Origin of the sequence: Streptomyces sp. P9(2023), from assembly GCF_032436795.1 — a bacterium.
Taxonomy (GTDB): domain Bacteria; phylum Actinomycetota; class Actinomycetes; order Streptomycetales; family Streptomycetaceae; genus Streptomyces.
Genome location: NZ_JAUPWM010000010.1, coordinates 136,677 through 154,154, shown reverse-complemented (window position 1 = coordinate 154,154; position 17,478 = coordinate 136,677). Strand labels below are relative to the sequence as shown.

Annotated in this window: 13 protein-coding genes and 1 pseudogene; 12 read left to right on the top strand and 2 right to left on the bottom strand. The window is 74.5% G+C overall.

Annotation, left to right across the window (positions count from 1 at the left end; all coding sequences use genetic code 11):
* Positions 1-8: 8 nt before the first annotated feature.
* Positions 9-623 carry a TetR/AcrR family transcriptional regulator gene (locus Q5762_RS17120; protein ID WP_315892976.1) on the bottom strand — a complete coding sequence of 205 codons (615 nt, stop codon included), beginning with the start codon at positions 621-623 and terminating at the stop codon, positions 9-11.
* A gap of 145 nt (positions 624-768) precedes the next feature.
* Here Q5762_RS17120 and Q5762_RS17115 point away from each other — a divergent pair, with 145 nt between their 5' ends.
* Both Q5762_RS17115 and Q5762_RS17110 read left to right on the top strand, forming a co-directional pair.
* Positions 769-1,653, top strand: a complete 885-nt coding sequence (locus Q5762_RS17115) for a phosphatase PAP2 family protein (RefSeq protein ID WP_315892975.1) — start codon at positions 769-771, stop codon at positions 1,651-1,653.
* Positions 1,650-2,117: pseudogene (locus Q5762_RS17110) on the top strand (DMT family transporter); the annotation flags it as partial. The gene Q5762_RS17115 and the pseudogene Q5762_RS17110, both read left to right, overlap by 4 nt.
* 1,441 nt (positions 2,118-3,558) lie before the next feature.
* On the opposite strand, the gene Q5762_RS17100 reads toward Q5762_RS17110, so the two are convergent.
* Positions 3,559-4,200 carry a DUF4188 domain-containing protein gene (locus Q5762_RS17100; protein WP_315892974.1) on the bottom strand — a complete coding sequence of 214 codons (642 nt, stop codon included), beginning with the start codon at positions 4,198-4,200 and terminating at the stop codon, positions 3,559-3,561.
* A 101-nt stretch (positions 4,201-4,301) separates the two neighbouring features.
* Between Q5762_RS17100 and Q5762_RS17095 the strand changes: the two genes are divergently transcribed.
* The 10 genes from Q5762_RS17095 to Q5762_RS17050 all read left to right on the top strand — a co-directional run bounded on the left by Q5762_RS17095 (position 4,302) and on the right by Q5762_RS17050 (position 17,372).
* Positions 4,302-4,997, top strand: coding sequence for a MerR family transcriptional regulator (locus Q5762_RS17095; RefSeq protein WP_315892973.1), 696 nt, complete (start codon positions 4,302-4,304; stop codon positions 4,995-4,997).
* A gap of 52 nt (positions 4,998-5,049) precedes the next feature.
* Entirely contained in the window at positions 5,050-6,063 is a 1,014-nt protein-coding gene (locus Q5762_RS17090) for an SPFH domain-containing protein (protein WP_315892972.1), read from the top strand.
* Positions 6,060-6,974: a hypothetical protein gene (locus tag Q5762_RS17085; RefSeq protein WP_315892971.1), complete on the top strand. Its 915-nt coding sequence runs from the start codon at positions 6,060-6,062 to the stop codon at positions 6,972-6,974. The genes Q5762_RS17090 and Q5762_RS17085 overlap by 4 nt, the downstream gene beginning before the upstream one ends.
* Positions 6,975-7,185: 211 nt before the next feature.
* A complete protein-coding gene (locus Q5762_RS17080) occupies positions 7,186-8,079 on the top strand; it encodes a GNAT family N-acetyltransferase (RefSeq protein ID WP_315892970.1) in 894 nt (297 codons plus the stop codon).
* Positions 8,080-8,675: 596 nt separating this feature from the next.
* The gene (locus Q5762_RS17075) at positions 8,676-10,373 is read left to right on the top strand and encodes a S8 family peptidase (RefSeq protein WP_399495186.1); all 1,698 of its coding nucleotides are present in this window, start codon (positions 8,676-8,678) and stop codon (positions 10,371-10,373) included.
* Positions 10,374-10,576: 203 nt separating this feature from the next.
* Entirely contained in the window at positions 10,577-13,537 is a 2,961-nt protein-coding gene (locus Q5762_RS17070; protein ID WP_315892968.1) for a helix-turn-helix transcriptional regulator, read from the top strand.
* Between the two features lie 166 nt (positions 13,538-13,703).
* Positions 13,704-14,618 (top strand): DNA/RNA non-specific endonuclease, encoded by a 915-nt coding sequence (locus Q5762_RS17065; protein WP_315892967.1) that lies wholly within the window; start codon positions 13,704-13,706, stop codon positions 14,616-14,618.
* Positions 14,619-14,786: 168 nt separating this feature from the next.
* On the top strand, positions 14,787-15,527 hold the full coding sequence (locus Q5762_RS17060; protein WP_315892966.1) for a serine/threonine-protein kinase: 741 nt from the start codon (positions 14,787-14,789) through the stop codon (positions 15,525-15,527).
* Complete coding sequence (locus Q5762_RS17055) at positions 15,485-16,597, top strand: glutamate ABC transporter substrate-binding protein (RefSeq protein WP_315892965.1); 1,113 nt, start codon at positions 15,485-15,487, stop codon at positions 16,595-16,597. The genes Q5762_RS17060 and Q5762_RS17055 overlap by 43 nt, the downstream gene beginning before the upstream one ends.
* Positions 16,598-16,676: 79 nt before the next feature.
* Complete coding sequence (locus Q5762_RS17050) at positions 16,677-17,372, top strand: type 1 glutamine amidotransferase domain-containing protein (RefSeq protein ID WP_315892964.1); 696 nt, start codon at positions 16,677-16,679, stop codon at positions 17,370-17,372.
* The last annotated feature ends 106 nt before the right edge of the window (positions 17,373-17,478 follow it).

Here is a 17,478-nt window from a genome sequence, read left to right as displayed (position 1 = left end):
CCGGGCGGTCACACCGCGACGCGCCCCGCCGGCAGCAGTGCGGGCAGCAGTACGGAGTCGACGAAGACGCGCATGGTCGAGGCGTCGGCGAACCGCTCCTCGAAGAGCCGCTCGATGCGGAGCATGCCGAGGAAGCAGGGCGCGACGAAGCCGATGGCCGGGTTGTCGCCGTCGATCTCACCGCGCTCGACGGCCCGGCGGAGGATCGCGTCGAGCGCCGCCACCTCCGGGCTGATGACGGTCTCGCGGAGCGCCGCGCGCAGGTCGGGGTGCTGGATGTACGCCTGGCTGACGGCCTCCATCAGCTCGGCGTCCCGGTCGCGGCGGGTCGCGGCGACGTGCGCGGCCTCACGGAGGTCGCCCGCGAGGGAACCGGTGTCGATGCCGGCGAAGAACGTGCAGCGCTGCTTGGCGAGGGCGGCCGTGACGAGCTGCGGCTTGGTCCCCCACTGGCGGTAGAGCGTCGCCTTTCCGCACTTGGTGCGGGACGCGACGCCCTCCATGGTCACCGCGTCGTAACCGCCCTCGCGGAGCAGGCAGAGCACGGCCTCGTACAGCTCGGTCTCCCGCTCAGGGGTGATCTTGCTACGGCGGGCGGCGGCGGTCGCGGCCTGCGTGGACATGGCTTCCTCCCGGACAGCTGTCTGCACATACGAGAGTAGAGGGTGCACAATCGAGACGCAAACGTATCGAGACGGTTGCGTCTCGATGGATTCGAGCCTAGGCTTCCTCCGTTTGTTGCCGATTTGACGGATAAGGGGCCGCGCCATGGCTACCGGGGTACGCGGGACAGCAGGGCCACGTCCCGCCGGACCGGAGCCGAGGCCGGAGGCGGCGGAGCCGGAGCCGATAGCGACGGAGCGGGGGTCGCAGTCGGCAGAGCCAGGGGGCACCGCTCCCGGTCACGCTCCCGCTCCCGCTCGGCCGCCGCTGCTGCGCGAGCTGCTGCTGGTCACCGCGCTCTTCCTCGTCTACAAGTTCGGCCGGCTCTTCGCGAACGGCCACGAGCTGCGGGCCTTCCGCAACGCGGACCGGATCTGGGACGTGGAGCGGGCGTTCCATCTGCCCGGCGAGGGTTCGGTACAGGCGCTCCTGATGAACGGCGAACCGCTCGTACGGGCGGCCAACACCTATTACGCGGCCGTGCACTTCCCGGCCACCGCCGCCTTCCTGGCCTGGCTCTACTGGCGCAGGCCCGCCCACTACCTCTGGTCCCGCCGGGTCCTGGCGCTCCTCACGGCCGCCGCGCTCGCCCTGCATCTGCTGATGCCGCTGGCGCCGCCGCGGATGCTCGCGGCGACGGGGCTCGTCGACACCGCGCGGGTGTACGGGCCGTCGGTCTACGGCGCGACGCCCGAGACCGACTCGATGGCGAACCAGTTCGCGGCGATGCCGTCGCTCCACTTCGGCTGGGCGCTGATGGTCGCCATCGGCCTGATCGCGGCGACGCGCTCGCGGGCGCGGTGGTGGTGGCTGCTGCACCCGGCGCTGACCCTGCTGGTGATCGTCGGGACGGCCAACCACTACTGGTTCGACGCGCTCGCGGCGGCGGCGCTGCTGGGGATCGCGCTCGCGGTGGTACGGGCCCCGGGCACGGGTCCCGCCGAGCAGCGGCGCGTCGGGGCAGCTCTCCCGGCGAGGGTTGTGCGATGAGCGGCGGCGCTCAGGGCACCGTGCTCGCGGTCCTGCTCTCCCTCGTCTCCGCGGCCGGGTACGCCCTGGCGGCGGTCGCCCAGTCCCGGCTGGCCTCGGCCTCCGCCGGCGGCGCACTCCGGGCGCTGCTGGCGCGCGGGCAGTGGTGGTGGGCGGTCGGCCTCAACGCGGCGGGCGCGCTCGCGCACGTGGCCGCGCTGCACTACGGCCCGCTGACGCTCGTTCAGCCGCTCGGCGCACTCACGCTCGTGGCGGCGCTGCCCCTCGGCGCGTACTGCGCCCGTCGACGGGTGACCCGCACGGAGTGGCGCGGCGCCCTCTGGACACTGGCCGGCCTCGTCGCCCTGATCTCGGTCACCGGCCCGGCAACCCCCGGCGACGCCCTGACCCTCCGCGAAGCCCTGATCGTCGCGGCGGCGACAGCCCTCCTGATCGCAACCCTGACGTCCGGCACCCGCGTCGGTGGCCTACTCGGACACGTACGGAGGCGTGGCGGCACGGAGGCGCCGGGCGCGGAGACCTCGCGGGGTGACGAGTGGCCGGAGGCCGGCGCGGAGGCGCGGATCGGCGGGCGACTGGAGGCCGGCGCGACGCCGCGCACCGGCGGACAGCTGGAGGCCAACGCGGAGGCGCAGACCGGCCGACGACCGGAGGCCGGCACGGAGGCGATGGCGGGCGAGCCAGCGCAGGCCATCGCGAATGGGCAGACCGGCGGTCAGCCGCACACCAGCGCGACGGCGCGCACCGGCGGACAGCCTCAGGCCAACGCGGAGGCGATGACCGGCGGGCCGGCGCCGTCCGGCCCGGGGGTACGCATCGGCGGGCCAGCCCGGACCGGACCGGCGGCGCGGGTCGGCGGGCAGCCGCAGGTCGGCGCGGCGACGCGGTTCGTTGACATGCCGCGCGCCAGCCCGGCGGCGCAGACCGGCGGACAGCCGCAGACCGACGCGGCACCGCGAATCGTCGCGACAGCGCAGGGCGGCACGACGACGCAACCAGGCCCGGCGGCTCTTGGCGGCACAGCAGCGCAAGCCAGTGCGGCAACGCAACCCCGCCCGGCAACGCGAGGCAACACGGGCTCGCACAGCGGCCCGGCAGCGCCCGGCGGCTTGGCACAAGCCCAGCCGCCTGCGCCCAGCGACGCGGCACCCGTCCAACCGACCGCGCCCGCCGACTCGGCACACGCGCCGCGGCGGGGGCGGGGGCTGGGGTTTGCGACGGCTTCCGGGGTTGCTTCCGGAGTCGGGTCCGCGCTGACCCAGACGCTCACCGCCGCGCTCGCGCGCGAGTTGCCGGGCGGGGTGCCGGCCTGGTGGCAGACGACCCTCGTCGCGGTACTGATCGCCGCGTTCGCCGTGGGCGGGCTCCTGCTCTCGCAGACCGCCTATCAGGGCGGCCTCGCCGCCCCGCTGGCCGTCGTGAACCTCTCCAACCCTGCCGCCGCGGCCGTCATCGGCATGGCGCTGCTCGGTGAGACGTTCCGCGCGGGCGTGTGGGGATGGCTGGTCGCGGCCGCCGCGTCGGTGGTGGCAGCACGCGGGGTGGTGCTCCTCACGACCGGGACGAGAACCGCCCCCGTAACCCCGTCCCCGTCCCCGGTCGTCGCCTCCGGGCAGCCACTCCTCTCCTCCCGTACGGAGGAGACACCCCCCGCCACCACCCCCGCGCCCGCACCCATTGCCGGCTGACGGGCCCGCGAGCCGATCCCCCATGCCCGGCCCGTCGCCGGCCGACCGGCCCGCGAGCCGATCCGCCGCCCCGGCTCCCCCGCCCCTCGTCAGCGCCCGCAGCGCGGCTCGCTTGACCTCTGGCGGCCCCACCTCTCGCGGCACGGCAACACGACCACGCGGCTCACCCCACCCTCGGCCGCCCGCCCCTCGCCCCCCGGCAGTACCCTCAGCCCGGCTATCCCGCCTCACCCCCACCCGTCGGCCCCGCCTCCCCCGGCCCGTCCCCCCTCACCTGGGCTGCGAAGATCGGATCCGTCGAGCGTTGGTAGCCGCCGTGCTCCGACGGGACGGCCGGTTCGAGGCCGAGCAGCGCGCCCAGGCCCGTCGGGGGCATGTCCCCGTAGAGCGCCGAGTAGGCGCCCGCCCGTACCGAGTACATCTCGTGCCAGATCCCCACCGCACCGTTGCTCGCGAAGTACCGCCGCCAGTACGCGCTCTGCGCCGGGCGGTGCTTGCGCCCCGCGTCCCCCGCGTACGCCCGGATGTCGCCGGCCCGGCGCCAGTACTGCACGATCGTCACCTCGCCGAACGACGGCCCGAGCAGCATCCGGTACCCGAGCAGCCCGCTCTCCGGGTCCGCCCGCAACTCCTTCAGCATGCGCGGCATGGCCGTGAACACCGGGAACCAGCCGCGCGGCGAGCGCCAGCGGTTCACGCGGGCGCCGATCAGCAGCACCGCCACCGGCTCACCGTTCGCCGCCATGAAGCGGCCCCTCCGCACCCGTCGGCGCTCGGCGCGACGCTCCGGGCCGCCACGGTTCCACTCGGGCGAGCCCAGGAGTCTCATCGCCTGCCCGACGCCGAAGTTCCGAGACATGGTCTGCCACCCTCCGCTAGTTGGATAGCTGAACTATCCTTGGACCTCAGAGTAGAACTCCCCGGTAACCGTGTCGAGACGATGGGAACGGTGAACCCCTTTTGCGCCTCTCCGAGTTGAGCGACCGCGGCGGCGTGTCCGTGGCCACCGTGAAGTACTACCTGCGTGAGGGACTCCTGCCGCCGGGCACCCCCGTCACCGCCCGCCAGTCCGACTACGGCGAGGAGCACCTGCGCAGGCTGCGGCTGGTCCGGGCCCTCCTCACGGTCGGCGGGATGACGATCCAGCAGGCCCGGGACGTCCTGGCGGTCGCGGACGACCCCGCCTTCGGCCGCCACGAGCGCGTCGGCATCGCCGCGTACATGCTGGGCCCCCACGTCTCCCCGCCCGACCCCGCCGACCCGGAACGCGCCCGCTGGGACGAGGTCTTCGCCGAGATGCGCGGGCTGCTCACCGAGATGGGCTGGCAGGTGTTCGACGAGGCACCCGCGCTCGCCACGCTGACCCGTGCGGTCATGACGCTCCGCTCCCTGGGCTACAACGGCGCCACCGAACACATCCGGCGGTACGCCGAGGTCATGCACCCGATCGCCGCCGAGGAGTACGCGACGATGGAGGAATACCCGGTCCTGGAGGAGGCGATCGAGGCGGCGGTCGCGTACACGATGCTGTACGAGCCGATCCTGCTGTCCCTGCGCCGCCTCGCGCACGAGGACGTCTCGGCCCACCTGCACGGGTTTTCCCCGCCCCCACCCCCGGAGCCGCCGACCCCGGAGCCGCCGATTTCGTCATCTTGACCAAAAGGACCCAGGACCCCTATCGTCAAGATGACGACAAGGGGGAGTTCCCATGGCCGACATCACCCGCCGCGCCGGCTGGCGCCATCTGCGGTCCGCGCCCACCGCGCACATCCGCCACCACCGGCGCGGACGCCTGGTCCACGACGGGGCCGGGCTCAGCTTCTGGTACCGCTCGCTGTCCGCCGCGCTCTCCGAAGTGCCGGTGAACGACCGGGAGTTGGCGATGGCGTTCCACGCCCGGACCGCCGACTTCCAGGACGTGAGCGTGCAGTCCACCGTCACGTACCGGATCGGCGAACCGGACGCGGCCGCCACCCGCCTCGACTTCTCCATCGACCCGGACACGGGCGCGTGGCGCGGCGCGCCGCTGGAGCAGATCGCCACGCTGCTCACCGAGACGGCCCAGCAGCATGCCCTCGACGTCCTCGCGCGCACCCTGCTGGCGGCGGCGCTCGTCGACGGGGTGGCGGCGGTGCGGGACCGGATCGCGGACGGGCTGGCGGCCGAACCGCGGCTGCCCGCCACCGGGATCGAGGTGGTCGCGGTACGGGTGGTGGCGATCCGCCCGGAGCCGGAGGTCGAGCGGGCGCTGCGCACGCCCGCCCGCGAGCAGATCCAGCAGGAGGCCGACCGGGCCACCTACGAGCGCCGGGCCGTGGCCGTCGAACGCGAGCGGACCATCGCCGAGAACGAGCTCGCCAGCAAGATCGAACTGGCCCGGCAGGAGGAGCGGCTCGTCGACCAGCGCGGCACCAACGCGCGGCGGGAGGCGGAGGAGAGCGCCGCCGCCGACTCCGTACGGGCGGAGGCCGAGGCGGTACGGAAGGTGCGGCTCGCGCGGGCCGAGGCGGAGGCGGCGCGCGAGGTCGGCGCGGCACGGGCGGAGGCCCAGGCGGCGTGGCTGCGCGTGCACGGGGAGGTCGACGCGGGCACGCTGCACGCGCTGGCGGCGACCCGGGCGGCGGAGAACCTGCCCCGGATCGAGAGCGTGACCGTGTCCCCGGATGTACTGACCACGCTGCTCGGCAGGCTGGGCGGGGGCGGCGGCGGGACGGCGTCGTGAGCCTGGCGCCGCGCGCGGTGCTCGTGCACCGCACCTCGGAGTACGAGGAGTTGCTCGCCCGGCACGGTACGCACGGACAGGCGGCCTTCTTCCTGTCGAGCCGGGGCCGGAGCATCGAGGACGTACGGCGGCGGCACGAGCGGAACCGGGCGGGCCTCGCGGAGGTCGCGGCGGCGGTGCCGTTGTCGTGGCGGCAGGCGCGGGTGGAGCGGGCGGACCTGGACCGGTTCCTATTCGGTCCCGAGGACGTTGTCGTGGTGGTCGGCCAGGACGGTCTGGTGGCCAACGCCGCCAAGTACCTGGACGGGCAGCCGGTCGTCGGCATCGACACCGACCCGGGCCGGAACCCGGGCGTCCTCGTCCGGCACCGGGCGGCGGACACGGCGGCGTTGCTGAGGTCGGCCGCCCGGCCGGGGGCCGGGGCAGGGGTGGACGAGCTCACGATGGTGGAGGCCGTGACGGACGACGCGCAGCGGCTCCTCGCCCTGAACGAGGTCTACCTCGGGCCGCCGAGCCACCAGACCGCCCGCTACACCCTCGCGGTCGAGGGCGGCGGCACGGCGCCGGCACCCCCCGAAGCCCAGGCGTCCTCGGGCGTCCTGGTCGGTACGGGCACGGGCGCGACGGGCTGGCTGCGTTCCCTCTGGCACGAGCGGTCCAGCTCCCTTGCGCTCCCCGGCCCGACGGCCCGGCGCCTCGCCTGGTTCGTCCGAGAGGCGTGGCCCTCGCCGACGACGGGCACGACGCGGGTGGAGGGCGTCCTTCCGTCCGGCACGACCCTGCGCCTCACGGTGGAGTCGGACCGCCTGGTCGCCTTCGGCGACGGTATGGAATCGGACATCCTGGCCCTGACGTGGGGCCAGACGATCCACGTGGGCGTCGCGGCGACGACCTTGCGGCTGGCGGGGTGAGTCCGGCTACGCGGCCCCGGCCTCCCCGCAGCGCGACCCGGCCCTCGGCGCGACCGGCACCGCGGCCCCGGTCCGCGGCGCGGTCCCCGGCCCCCGGCCCCCGGCCCGCGGCCGGAAAGCTTCGCCGGGGCGTTCGGGAGGTTCCGGTGGTCGCTATGCTCGGTGCGCTTTGACCGGTTTCTGATACTCCCTCGGCCGCCGAAGGACCCTCGTGACGCTCCCCGCCACCGGCTCGCTCCAGGTCTCCCGCGCAACCCTCCAGGACTGGGATGTAGTCCGGCGGTGGGCCGTCGCCGAGGGGTGGAACCCGGGGGTGTCGGACTCGGCGGCGTTCTTCGCGCAGGATCCCGAGGGGTTCTTCCTCGGGCGGGTCGACGGGGAGCCCGTCTCCGCCATCTCGGTGGTCAACTACAGCGAGACGTACGCCTTCCTCGGCTTCTATCTCGTCCGCCCGGACCTCCGCGGCCTCGGCCACGGCCTCGCCACCTGGCGCACCGCCCTCACCCACGCCGGCGACCGGACCGTCGGGCTCGACGGGGTGCCCGACCAGCAGGACAACTACCGCCGCTCCGGCTTCTCCTCCGCCCACCGCACGGCTCGGTACGTCGGCGAGCCCACCGGCCCGGCCGTCCCCGGGGCCCCCGGTGCTCCCGGCGCGCCCGACCCGTCCGTCGTCCCGGCCCACGACGTCGACCCCGCCGCCCTCGCCGCGTACGACAGCGCCTGCCACCACGCCGAGCGCCCCCGCTTCCTCGCGCCGTGGCTGGCCACGCCCGGCCACCGGGCCCTGGCCCGGGTCGTCGACGGGCGCGTGACGGGGTACGGCGTGGTGCGGCCCTCCGAGGACGAGGCGCGCGTCGGGCACCTGTTCGCCGACACGCCCGTCGACGCTGCCGCCCTCCTCGACGCCCTGGCCGCCGAGGCGCGGGCGTTCGGCTCGGCGCGGATCGCGATCGACATGCCGGAGGCCAATCAGGCGGCGGCCCGCCTCGCGCTCGACCGGGGCCTTGAGCCGACGTTCGAGACGGCCCGGATGTACACCGGGCCGGTCCGGCCGATCACGCAGGACCGGGTCTTCGGCGTCACCACCCTCGAACTCGGCTGACGTACCGCGCCCTCCCCAGCGGCCGACGCGCCGGCGCCCTCCCTCTCGGCCGACGCCGCACCGCGCATGACCGCGCCCTCTACAACGGCCGGCGCCTCACCACGCCCGACCGCGCCCCCCGCCCCCGGCCTTCCGCAACCCCCCGCGCACCCTTCACGCCCACCCCCACCCCCCTCGGGGGGTGACAAGGGTTTTCCCCGTATCGGGTTCATCTCGGCGTTCCCTACTGTCTGCCGCACCGGCAGAAACCCCGCCCCCCGAGCCACCCGCCTGTCAGGTCCATGTGGAGCGGTGGGTAGTGTCCGCCGGTGGCGGCCTTGACCCGGGCCGTCGCGTCGCCGGTGGCGGCGCACGGGCTCCCCAAGCCCAAGGGACCGACGGAGGCGACCCCACTTCGCCCCGTGGCTCCCGCGCCGCCGCCACTGCTCCGCACCTACGTCGTGCCGAAAGGGAACACCTTGAACAGTTCCAGGCGGAGACTCATATCCGTCGTGGTCGCGAGCGCCTCGATCATCGGCGCCGCTGCCACTTCCACCGGGGCGTTCGCCGCCGCCCCGGCCGCGGTCACCCCGAAGCCGGTTCCGGCCGCGCAGGCGATGACCGCACTGCCCGACGCGCCCGTCGAGAAGGTCATCGTCACCTACAAGTCCCGCACCGCCGAGGCCGGCTCCAACGCCGCGGCGAAGACGGACGCGGCCGCCAAGGGCGCCGCGACCGGCGAGCGCCTCGCCTTCGAACGCCGCCTCGCCGGCGGCGGCGCGCTGGTCGACCTGGGTGGCAGCGCCACCAAGCAGGACGTCGCCGAGGTCATGAAGGCCTTCCGCGCCGACCCGCAGGTCGCCTCGGTCGAGCCCGACATCCGCGCGTACGCGATGGCGGTCACCCCGAACGACACCGACTACGCCAAGCAGTGGGACCTCGTCGAGGCCACCGGCGGCATGAACGTCCCGACCGCCTGGGACAAGACGACCGGCTCCGGCGTCACGGTCGCCGTGATCGACACCGGCTACGCGGACCACAGCGACCTCGCGGCCAACGTCGTCAACGGTTACGACTTCATCTCCGACTCCGCTGACGCCCGCGACGGCAACGGCCGTGACGCGAACGCCAAGGACGAGGGCGACTGGAACGCCACCGCCAACGAGTGCGGAGCCGGCTCCCCGGCCTCCAACTCCTCCTGGCACGGCACCCACGTGGCCGGCACCATCGGCGCGGTCACCAACAACTCCAAGGGCATCGCGGGCATCGCGTACAACGCGAAGATCCAGCCCGTGCGCGTGCTCGGCAAGTGCGGCGGCTCGTCCGCCGACATCGCCGATGCCATCACGTGGGCGTCCGGCGGCTCCGTCCCGGGTGTCGCGGCCAACGCGACCCCGGCGAAGGTCATCAACCTGAGCCTGGGCGGCGCCAGTTCCACCTGCCCGAGCGTGTACCAGAACGCGATCAACGGCGCCGTCTCGCGCGGTACCACGGTCGTCGTCGCCGCGGGCAACAGCAACGCCAACACCTCCGGCTTCACCCCCGCCAACTGCGCGAACGTCATTTCGGTGGCGTCCACCAGCCGCGAGGGCAACCGTTCGTTCTACTCGAACTACGGCACCATCGTGGACGTGGCCGCGCCGGGCGGCGAGACCCGCCGCGCGACCGACACGCCGGGCACCATCACCACCCCGCAGAACGGCATCCTCTCCACGCTGAACTCCGGCGCGACGACCCAGTCGACGGAGAACTACGCGCCCTACCAGGGCACCTCGATGGCCGCGCCGCACATCGCCGGCCTGGCCGCGCTGCTCAAGTCGGCGAAGACGAGCCTCACCCCGGCCGAGATCGAGTCCGCGATCAAGGCCAACGCCCGCCCGCTGCCCGGTACGTGCACCGGCGGCTGCGGAGCCGGCATCGCCGACGCCGCGAAGACCGTGAACGCCGTCACCACCACGACGCCGCCGACCGGTACCGTCTTCACCAACGCGACCGACGTGGCGATCGCCGACAACACCACCGTGTCGTCCACGATCTCCGTCACCGGCCGCACCGGCAACGCCCCCGCCGCCCTCAAGGTCGACGTGGACATCAAGCACACCTGGCGCGGGGACCTGGTCGTCGACCTGGTCGCCCCCGACGGCACGGTGCGCAACCTGAAGGCCTCCTCCGGCTCGGACAGCGCCGACAACGTCACGGCCACGTACACGGTCGACGCGTCGAGCGAGGTCGCCAACGGTGCCTGGAAGCTGCAGGTCCGCGATGTGGCCTCGGGTGACACCGGCTACATCAACTCGTGGAGCCTGACCTTCTAGCCCCACCTGACCCACCCCCCACAACAGCATTATTGCTGGTCAGCGACGCGCTCGTGGTCTACACCACGGGCGCGTCCTGGCGTGGCGGCCGCCGCCCGTTGTCCGTATGCCGGACAACGGGCCTGGACTGTGCCGGTACGCTCCGTATTCTCTGCCCCACGGGGCTCACGGGCCGGGCCCCGAGTGCCGGAGGGGGTGGACAGGTGACGACAGCGCCCCACCTTCCGCTGCGCCCCACGGGACCGGCGGGATCCCCCGCGCCGGTGGGCCGGGAGGAACTGCTCTCCCGCCTCGAACGCGTCCTCACCTCGCGCGGCCGCGCGCTCCTCACCGGCACCACGGGTGTCGGCAAGACCGAGGTCGCGCTCGCGGAGGCGGCCCGGGCGGAGGCCCGCGGCGAAACGGTCCTCTGGCTGCCGACCCTGCCGTCCGACCGTGACATACCGGGCGCGGCCGCCGCCGCCCTCGTCGCCTCGGCGGCGGCGACGGTGACCTGGCCGACCGCTGCGGACCCGGCCGACCCGAGCAGGGCGACCGAAGCCGCCACCTCGGCCACCTCGGCCATCTCGGCCACCTCGGCCAAAGCGACGAAGCCTGCCGGGCCGAAGGCCGCGGCAACGGCGCCTCCGCGCATACCCGCGCCCCGCACCGACCTCGCGTCCGGGGTGTTCGACGGGCTGCCCGGGCCCCAGCGGACCGCGGTCGCCATGCTCTGCCGGGAGGCGCCGCTGCACGAAGGCGGCTGGGACCCGATCGCGCTGCGCCTCGGCATCGCCCAGATCCTGCGGGCCCTCACCGCCCGCGGCCCGGCCCTGCTCGTCGTGGACGGGGTGCAGCACATCGACGCCGACAGCGCCGACCTGCTGCGTTTCGCCCTGCACCTGGCCCCGCCCGCGCTGCGCGTCATCGCCGTCGAGACCCCGGAGGCGTACGGCGCCGAGGACGGCCACGACACCCGGCTCTGGGTGCCGTCGGAGGCCGACATCCTGCTCGTGCCTCCGCTGCAGGCCGACGAGATCGCCGAGCTCCTCATCCACCACCGGCTGCCGTCCCGGATGGCCGGCCGGATCCACAAGGCGAGCGGCGGCAACCCGCGCCTCGCGCTCGCCGTGGGCCGCTCGCTGGCCGACGCCCGCACCCCCGTCCACCACGCCGAGGCACTGACCCTGTCCGGCCGGGCCCGCGACCTGGCCCGGCAGCTGCTGCGCGCGGCGCCGCCCGCCGTACGGGAGACGCTGCTGCTGGCCGCCCTCGCGCTGCGTCCCACGGCGGCGCTGATCCGCCGGGCCGGGCGGCCCAACGCGGAGGCGGACCTCGCCGCCGCCGAGCGGGCCGACCTGGTGTCGCTCGCCGAGGACGGCACGGTCGCCTTCACCGCCGGGCTGCTCCCCTCGACGCTCGTCCACGACGCCTGCTGGGCCGAGCGCAGCGCCGGGCACGCCGCGCTGGCCGGGGTGGTGGACGACTCGGTCGAGGCGGTACGGCACCGGGCGCTGGCCACCGACATCCCCGACGAGGCCCTGGCCGCCGAGGTCGCCGCGGCGGCCGATCTGGCACGCCGGCGCGGCAACAGCGCGCTCGCCGCCGAACTGGCGCTGCTCGCCGCCGAGTCGACCCCGGTCCAGCACGCCGAGCAGCGGATCACGCGGCTGGTGGACGCGGCCGAGGAGGCCGCCCGCGCAGCCCGCGCCGACCTCGCGATGCGGGCCGCCACCGATCTGCTGGCCCGTGACGCGGCCCCGTCCGACCGGGTACGGGCCCGGCTCGCCGTCCTGGACACCGCCGGCCAGGGGCTGACCGGACTCGACGAGATGTACGTGCACGCGATGGAGGACTCCGAGGGCGACACCGCACTGCGGGCGGGGGTACTCCTGCGACTGGCCGTCAAATACGTGCTGGCGGACGGGGATCCGCTGCGCTCGCATGCGGCCGCGGTCGAATCCGCCGCGCTGGCCGCCTCGGTGGGCGATCCACGGACGGCCGCCCAGGCCCTGACCGTACAGGCGCGGATGGACCGGGCGCTCGGGGCGTCGGACGCGGAATCGGTCCTGGCGCAGGCGCGCGGCCTGGAGATGGCCGAGCGCCCGCTCGGAATCCGTAACGCGGCACAGATCCTGACGATCCGTCACGCACTCTTCGACGACCGGCTCACCGACGCCCGCGACCAGGTGAACGCCCTGCTTCCGCTGGTGCAGCGGCGTGGCTCGGTGGAGGACACGATCGAGCTGTTCTCCACGCTCGCCGCGATCGAGTCCCGGATCGGGGCCTGCCCCGCGGCGCTCGTGCACGCGGGCCAGTCGCTCGCGCTGACCTTGGAGGCGGGCCTCTCCCCCGGCCCCGCCTGGTACACGCTGGCGCTCGCGGAGACGGCCGGCGGCAGCTTCGCCCGGGCCGCGAGCTACGCCCGGCGCAGCGTCCAGGCCTCGGAGGAGGAGGGCGACCGGGTCTTCCTCTCCCGCAGCCTCTACGCCCTGGGGCGGGTACAGCTGGTCAACGGCGATGTCGCCTCGGCCCTGGAGACACTGCGCCGGGTGCAGGCCAACGAGCGGGCGCAGTCGACCGTCGACCCGTCGATGCTCCGCTGGCACGAGGAGCTGGCGGAGGCCCTGCTCGCCAACGACGCCGCCCAGGAGGGCGTGGACCTCCTGGCGGAGGTGCGGCCGGCGGCCGAGGAGCTGGGCCGTACGACCGTACTCCTGGGCTGCGACCGGGCGTACGCCCTGCACCTCGCCGGGTGCGGGCGGCCGGACGAGGCGGCGGAGCTGCTCACCGTCACCGCCGAGCGGTTCGCCGAGGCGGGGCTGCCGCTGGAGCACGGGCGGGCGCTGGTCTCGCTGGCCCGGGTGGAGCGGCGGCGCCGGCGCAGGTCGGCGGCGCAGAGCGCGCTCCAGGCGGCGGCGACGGTGTTCGAGCGGGCCGGGGCGGCCCCCTGGCTGGCGCTGACGAGCGAGACCCCGGCCGGGGAGGACGCGCTGCCCGCGCTCTCCTCGCTCACCGACGCCGAGCTGCGGCTGGCCCATCTGGTGGGGCAGGGCGCCAGCAACCAGGAGGCGGCGGCCAAGCTGTATCTGAGCGTGAAGACGGTCGAGGCGCGCCTCACCCGGATCTACCAGAAGCTCGACGTCCGCTCCCGCGCCCAGCTGGCGACGGCCCTCCGCGGCTGAGCCGGGCGGAGGCGGCCGGGCGGAGGCTGAGCCGGGCGACGGCGGCCGGGCGGAGGCTGAGCCGGGCGACGGCGGCCGGGCGGAGGCTGAGCCGGGCGACGGCTGATCGAGTGGCCTGCGGGCCAGGTGCCGAGCGCGACCCTTCACGTTGCGGTACGTACTCCGTATGGAACCGACCGATCCCCCGCCGTCTCCGCCGCACCCGCGCGCGGGCGGCCAGCGCCATGACTCGTTCGACGACCGTACGGGTTACGACGAGGACTTCCTGGGCCCGACCGTGCCGCTGCCGCTGCCCGTGCGCCCCACGGTGGAGACGGTGATCCTGCCGTACACCCATTTCACGGTGGTCTTCCGGCCGGACCGGCGGCTCGCGGCCTCGGCCGCCGTCTGTATCGAGGGCGGGCTGCGGGCCGAGGACGTCCCCCATGTCGACGGGGTCGACGGTGCCGACGGCTGGGAGTTCGACGGGCGACTGCCCGAGGAGCAGCAGGCCGGCACCGACGTCTACCGGAACAACAGTCTGGTCCGGGGCCATCTGGTGGGCCGGCTCGACCCGGTGTGGGGCGCGGCGGCGGTCGCGGCCCGGGCGGGCACCGACACGTACCACTACCCGAACGCGGCGCCGCAGTCGGACGTGTTCAACCAGGGCAAGCAGCTCTGGCAGGGCCTGGAGACCCATCTCCTGGGCCACGCACCCGAGTTCGACCGGCGTCTGACGGTGCTCACGGGTCCGGTGCTGCACGACTCCGACCCGCCCTACCGGGGTATCCAATTGCCGCTGCGCTTCTGGAAGGTGGTCGCCTCGATGCAGGACGGGGCGCTCGCATCGACCGCGTACATCCTCGACCAGAGCCCGGAGCTGAGCCGTGACGCGGAGCGGGCACTCGCCGGGGCCAAGCCGGGCGCGCCGCCGCCGCTCGGCCCGTTCCGTACGTACCAGGTGCCGGTCTCGGACGTCGCGGAGCTGACCGAGCTGGAGTTCGGCCCGCTGCCGGACGTCGACCTGATGCCACCGTTCCGTACACCGGAGGACCGCTGGCGGCGCCTCGAGTCGTTCGACGACATCGTCATGCAGGACTGACGTGCCGGAGCCGGCGCGGGGCGAGCCGACGCCTGGCTCCGTTCCGCCGCGTCGCCCCCCTCCCTCACCTCGCTGAACTCCCTTCCCCTGTGGCAGAGTCGGGCCGGTGCGACGGGGTGCGGGGGCGTAGGGATGCGGGGCGGAGGGATGCGGGGCGGAGGGGGCGGTGTGGCGCGGGTGATCGACGGCCGGTTCGAGCTGGTGACTCGGCTCGGCGGCGGCGGGATGGGGCTGGTGTGTCAGGCCCGGGATCTGATGCTGCGCCGCGACGTGGCGCTGAAGGAGGTACGGCCGCCTGATCCGGCGCTCGCCGAGTACGACCCGGCGGGCGCCCGCGACCTGCGCGCCCGGGTCCTGCGCGAGGCCAGGGCGCTCGCCCGGGTCGCCCATCCGAATGTGGTGACGATCCATCACATCGCGGACGGTGGCGAGGAGTCGTTCCCCTGGCTCGTGATGGAACTGGTCACCGGGGGCTCCCTCCAGGACCGGCTCGACCGGGGGCGGCTCACGCCCGGCGAGGCCGCCACGCTCGGGCGGGGGATCCTGGCCGGGCTGGGCGCCGCGCACGCGGCGGGCGTCCAGCACCGGGACATCAAGCCGGCGAACGTCCTGCTGCGCCCGGACGGGGCGCCGGTCCTCACGGACTTCGGCATCGCGGCGATCCACGGCTCGACCGCCCTCACCGCCGCCGGCTCCCTCATCGGCACCCCCGAGTTCATGGCGCCCGAACGCGTCGGCGGCGAGGAGGGCGGCCCGGCCGCCGACCTCTGGTCGCTGGCGATGACCCTGTACGTCGCCGTGGAGGGACACCACCCGCTGCGCCGGGGCGGCACGCCGGCCACGCTCGCGGCCGTCCTCGGGAGGACGTGCCGCCGCCGCGCGAGGCGGGGCCACTGGCCGGGGCGCTGACAGCCGTCCTCGTACGGGACCCGGAAGCCCGGCCGGACACGGACACGCTCGACCGGCTGCTCGCGGAGGCGGAGAGCGCGGAGAGAGTTCCGGAGCCGGCGGACGGGGAACCTTCCGACGCTCGGCCGGAGGATCCCGACACCTCGACCTCGTACCGGATCGCGCCACCGGCACCGGCCCCGGCGCCCCGCCGTGTTCGGAAGACCTGGCTCGCGGCGGTCGGGGCGGTGGCGCTGACCGGCGTACTGGCCTGGACGTTGTGGCCCGACGGCGGCGCGGACGGCCAGGCGGGCGACAAACCCTCCGTGTCCCCCTCGGCCTCCACCTCTTCCCTATCACCCAGCACCTCCCGTACGCCCTCGCTCACGGTCGGGTTCAGGTTCCAGCCCGGCTTCGGTGGGCGACAGCCGGACGGGACCATCACCGGCCTGGACGCGGACGTCGCGAGGTACCTCGCCCGCGCCCTCGGCCATGACTCTGCCGACATCGCCTGGAAGGAGGTCACGAGCGTCGACCGGGAGCGACTCCTCTCCAGCGGTGAGGTCGACCTCGTCGTGGCGGCCTACGCGATGACGGACCGGCGCGCGGAGCAGGTCGACTTCGTCGGCCCGTACCTCACGGCCCACCAGGACGTCCTGCTCCGCGCCGACGATACGGCCGTCACCCGGGAGGCCGATCTGCGCGACAAGAGCGTGTGCTCGGCCACGGGGTCCGGCTCTGCGGAGAACGCCCTGGCGAAGATCCGCACGTGGGCGTCCGTGAAGGGGCGCTACACGTACGAGCAGTGCGTGGAGGACCTGGCCTCCGGCGCGGTCGACGCCGTCACCACGGACAACGCGCTTCTCGCGGGATACGCCGCACAGGACCCGTACCGGGGGAAGTTCAAACTCGCGGGTTTCCGGTGGAGCGACGAGCGCTACGGCGTGGGCCTGCCGAAGGGCAGCCCCCTGCGGGCGCGGATCGAGGCGGCGCTGAAGGCCATGGTGGCGGACGGCTCGTGGGCGGCGGCCGTGGAGAAGAACCTCCCGCTGCTCCGCACGACGCATTCCGGCGGGTCGCCGACCGGGTGAGGGAGATCTTTCCGTGGCGGGCATAGCTTCGATTGCGGAACGTCAGCCACGTCAGCGACACCCTCGGAGTGACCTCACCATGGCCAAGATCCTTTTTGTGATGACCGGCGCCGACCACTGGACCCTCGCCGACGGCACCAAGCACCCCACCGGCTTCTGGGCCGAGGAGGCCGTCGCCCCGTACGAGGCGTTCAAGGCCGCCGGGCACGAGATCGTCGTCGCGACCCCCGGCGGGGTCGTCCCGACCGTCGACCGGGGCAGCCTCGCGCCGGAGTTCAACGGCGGCCAGGAGGGCGCCGACCGGGTCGCCGCCACCCTCGCGTCGATCACCGAGCTCGGGCAGCCGATCGCCCTGAAGGACGTACGCCTCGACGACTACGCGGCCGTCTTCTACCCCGGCGGCCACGGTCCGATGGAGGACCTCGCCGTCGACCCGGTGTCCGGACGGCTCCTCGTCGACGCCCTCGCCTCGGGCCGGCCGCTGGCCGTCGTGTGCCACGCCCCGGCCGCGATGCTGGCCGCCACGAAGGAGGACGGTACGAACGCCTTCGCGGGGTACAAGGTCACCGCGTTCACCAACGCCGAGGAGGCGCAGGCGGGCTTGGCCGACAAGGCCAGGTGGCTCCTGGAGACCCGTCTGGTCGAGGCAGGCATCGACGTCCAGGTCGGCGAGCCGTGGGCCCCGCACGTGGTCGTCGACCGCAACCTCCTCACCGGCCAGAACCCGTCCTCCGCCGCCCCGCTCGCCGCCGAACTGGTGAAGAAGCTGGCCTGATCCGTAGCCCCCCTTTGCCGCGCGGCGTCGCGCCCACGCCGTACGCCCAGGATCTGTCGGCGCGGGTCGCCGACCCGCGCCGACGCCCTGCTTGAGGTGACCGGTC

Bases quoted from the DNA above. Each gene is read 5' to 3' on its own strand.
- Q5762_RS17120 (WP_315892976.1), bottom strand. From the start codon at position 623: ATGTCCACGCAGGCCGCGACCGCCGCCGCCCGCCGTAGCAAGATCACC.
- Q5762_RS17075 (WP_399495186.1), top strand. From the start codon at position 8,676: ATGACCGCACTGCCCGACGCGCCCGTCGAGAAGGTCATCGTCACCTAC.
- Q5762_RS17100 (WP_315892974.1), bottom strand. From the start codon at position 4,200: ATGTCTCGGAACTTCGGCGTCGGGCAGGCGATGAGACTCCTGGGCTCG.
- Q5762_RS17115 (WP_315892975.1), top strand. From the start codon at position 769: ATGGCTACCGGGGTACGCGGGACAGCAGGGCCACGTCCCGCCGGACCG.
- Q5762_RS17065 (WP_315892967.1), top strand. From the start codon at position 13,704: ATGGAACCGACCGATCCCCCGCCGTCTCCGCCGCACCCGCGCGCGGGC.
- Q5762_RS17090 (WP_315892972.1), top strand. From the start codon at position 5,050: ATGGCCGACATCACCCGCCGCGCCGGCTGGCGCCATCTGCGGTCCGCG.
- Q5762_RS17050 (WP_315892964.1), top strand. From the start codon at position 16,677: ATGGCCAAGATCCTTTTTGTGATGACCGGCGCCGACCACTGGACCCTC.